Annotated in this window: 2 protein-coding genes and 1 pseudogene; 2 read left to right on the top strand and 1 reads right to left on the bottom strand. The window is 32.3% G+C overall.

Translation table 11 applies throughout. The features are described 5' to 3' along the window. Positions 1-154, bottom strand: a 154-nt coding sequence (locus L5M38_RS24645; protein WP_411569315.1) for a transposase DNA-binding-containing protein, incomplete at its 3' end; no start/stop codon positions are given. A gap of 17 nt (positions 155-171) precedes the next feature. Here L5M38_RS24645 and L5M38_RS23845 point away from each other — a divergent pair. Both L5M38_RS23845 and L5M38_RS23840 read left to right on the top strand, forming a co-directional pair. Beyond that, positions 172-3,201: a hypothetical protein gene (locus L5M38_RS23845; protein WP_263180518.1), complete on the top strand. Its 3,030-nt coding sequence runs from the start codon at positions 172-174 to the stop codon at positions 3,199-3,201. 239 nt (positions 3,202-3,440) lie between these two features. Next, positions 3,441-3,575: pseudogene (locus L5M38_RS23840) on the top strand (IS110 family transposase); the annotation flags it as partial.

Raw genomic sequence — 3,575 nt, 5'->3', positions numbered from 1 at the left:
CATCTTCACCATTACATGATCTGGCAACCGATTTGCCGCTGCCAACCGCCATATGTTCAGCAACGACGGTTAACCTTGCCGCTCTTCGTTTATCACCTAGCTCAGCATGATGAAAGTGATCGGCTGCCCATTGGCTCGGGTTAAAAATTGACATGGAAAATGGTGAAGTAAATGAATTTGCATGATCAGATCATCGGCAGTCAAGAGAGTTCCGTTTTTTTACTAATTATTTGTGTAGAAGAGACAGCTTCTGCTGGTGTTGAAGCTATTTATATAATTGTAAGTGGTGACATTGCATTTTCAGGGGTGGCGGAACAGTATAATATAGCTAGTGTTTTTTTTGATAATTTGCATGAAAATATTAGAACTAGTTATTGTGGTAGTATTGAGTTTGTTTTTGTCCCAGGTAATCATGATTGTAATTTTAAAGTTAATAAATCGGTTAGGGATATTTTATTGAGGAGTATTGAAGGTAATAAAAGTGATGCAGTTGATGATGATGTCCTAAATGTAATGACTTCTGTACAAGAGGAATATGATGCCTTCTCTAGAAAATATATTAATGGGTTGATTCATGATACACCTATTTGGAAGGTGAAGGAGTCTCATGTTTGTGGTAATAAAATTGTTTTTAATATGATAAACCTTTCATGGTGTTCAAGTTTATCAGAAACACAAGGTAATCTATACTTTCCTTCAAGTAGGATTTTTGATGTTACACCTTTAAATTCCGATTTAGTAATATCTGTTTTTCATCACCCATTCAATTGGCTAGAACAAAGTAGTTATCAAAAATTCAAGCCAAATGTTAGAGCTATGTCTGACTTTATTATAACTGGTCATGAACATAATGGCTTAGCTGTTGACACAAATGATAATATTTCAGGCTCATGTGTTTTACTAGAAAGTGATTCATTTTTTGATGAGAATAAAAACTCGGCTTTTGGGATTCTTTTAATTGACTTTAATAATAAAGATTATACTCATACTAGGTATAAATATGATGATAAAAGTAATATTTATATTGAAATGGATATTAGGGGTGGCAGATATAAAGATGAAGGGGATATTGTAAGGTCAAGGTATGCTCTTAATAATAATTTTAGTGAAAAAATTAACGATTCCGGTGCCAATTTTGAAAATTCAGGAGTTGAGCAAATATATCTTAATGATGTTTATATATTCCCGCACTTAAAAAGAAAGTATGTCGAGGACGATGAAAGATTAATTGATGGTAGTATTCTTCTTGATATTTCAAAAATATCTGGAGGGATTATACTTGAAGGTGACGAAAAATCAGGAAAAAGTAGCCTGGTAAACAAGGTTTACAGTGAGTATTTTTTGAAAGGATTTATCCCTTTATACATTGATGGGAAAAAAATAAAGTCACCAACAAAAATTGAACTTGATAAGCTAGTAAAAAAATCTCTTAAGGAACAATATTCAACTGAAAATATTTATGATAAATATTTGCAAGAAAATAAAAGTAAAAAATTGATATTCATTGATAACTTAGATGAGTCAAAGGTCAAGTCTATATCCTATAGAGATCAGGTTATAAATTACTTTGAGTCATTTAGTTACTCTATAGTTTTAACTGTAGGTGAAATGTTTGATATTAGAGAGATTCTTTTGGAAAAAAGTACATCTAACTTGAAAAGTTATTCTCACTATAAAATTCAGCAGTTTGGTTACGCTAAAAGAAATGAATTAATAAGAAAATGGTACTCGATAGGGGCTTATAGATATTTAAATAAAGATGAATTGATTTCCAAGGTGGATAAAGCTGAGAAAAATATGTCGATGGTCATAACAAAAAGTTTAGTTCCTTCGACACCTATTTATTTGCTAACGCTTATGCAAAGTATGGAGTCTGGTGCTAAAGGGGAACTAAGTGATAGTTCATTAGGTGAGTATTATCGATATCTTATTACTCGCTCAATAATATCCTCTGGTATCAATAAAGAGAAAATCTCAGAAGTTTATGAATACTTAAAACACCTCTCATGGTCAATGCATTTATTTAATCAAGATTTTACTTTTGAGCATTTTAAAGCGTTTAATTCAGATTTTTCTACTAGGAGACATAGTGTTGATTTTAAAGAAAGGTTAAATGTTTTAATTGATGCTAAAATAATTGAAAATCAGGGTGATGTTTATAGTTTTAGATATCCTTATATTTATTATTTCTTCAAAGGGTTATATTTGAGTGATAATGTGGATAATACGGATTGCATCGAACATATAAGGCATTGTTTTAATCACCTTTATGTTAGAACTAATGCTAATACAATTTTATTTCTAGCTCATCATGCCACAGGTAATTCATATAGATATTTAATTGATTGCATGAGTAACGCTGTTGGAGGGATGTTCTGTAATAAGCGTGTTGTTACTTTTGAAGATGATGAAGGTATCAATAATTTCATTAAGGATTCACCTAAGATAGCATATAAAGATTCATGTCCATTAGAAAATAGAAAAAGACAAAGCGAAGTTAAAGATGAGTTTGATGGAGGCGATGGATTTTTAGAAAAGGAAGAAAGTGTTGATAATGATCTTAGTATCGTTGCTAAAGTTACTTCATTGTACAAGGCTATTGATATAGTCGGTCAATTTCTTAAAAATCAATACTCAAGATTAGAGAGAGACGAAAAGCGTATTCTGCTTAATGATCTGTTTTCTGCGCCAATGAGAGCTTTATCTGATTTTTACGATTTTATAAAGTCAAATCCTGATGCTTTCACGAATGAAATTGAAAGAGCAATAGTTCGCAAAGGTGCTGTTGAGCAGAAAGAAAGAATAAGAGAGATTTCTCAAAAAATTGTAGCTGGCTTAATTCAAATGATGTCAATGTCATTTATTATGAAACCTGCTATGTCTGCTAACGCCGACTCTTTGAAAGAGGATGTTTTAAAACTTGTCCAAGAAAAAAATATAATGTCATACCGATTGATTGAACTCTGTATGAGATTAGATTCTCCTAATCCCTTTCCTAGAAGAACGATTGAAGATATTTATAATGAATCCTCTAATAACATTCCAGTAAGGAAAATACTTGAGATTCTGATTGTTAATAGGTTGTATATGTTTAAGACTACTGAAGCTGATATGCAGTGGCTAAGTAGTCAATTAAATTTTGACATAAAAATACAGCATAATATTTCATATGCTAGAAAATCATCTAAGTTAATAAACTAACAAATATGGACATCTATCGTTGATAGAGAAATATAGGAAATGCATAGCTTTTTGAATGCGAAAAATTAACTCTAACCTTGCAGAAGTTCACCATCCCATGCGAAGTTGCCGCGGGGCGTTGGAATAAATTGCGTGAGTCTCGGCATGGATAATGGAATGGACCCATCCACTTTTAATCGGCCTCACAATGGGCCACGATGTAGTCGCTAAAACTCATCAGAAAGAGGACGGGTCCACTTATGAAGATTACTACAATTGGTTTAGATATCGCAAAGTCTGTTTTTCATGCTGTTGGTGTCGATAAAGCAGGCAAGTTAATCAAAAAGAAAATGCTTAGACGCAAGGACTTACTTCCCTTTCTTGCTCAAATTGAG

It is taken from the genome of Shewanella sp. SM101, from assembly GCF_025654465.1.
Taxonomy (GTDB): Bacteria; Pseudomonadota; Gammaproteobacteria; order Enterobacterales; family Shewanellaceae; genus Shewanella; species Shewanella oncorhynchi.
The sequence above is the reverse complement of the archived record's forward strand: the minus strand, read 5'-3'. Positions and strand labels throughout refer to the sequence as shown.

What these genes read in the sequence shown, in the direction of transcription:
- L5M38_RS23845 (WP_263180518.1), top strand. Translation starts at nt 172, where the DNA reads ATGAATTTGCATGATCAGATCATCGGCAGTCAAGAGAGTTCCGTTTTT.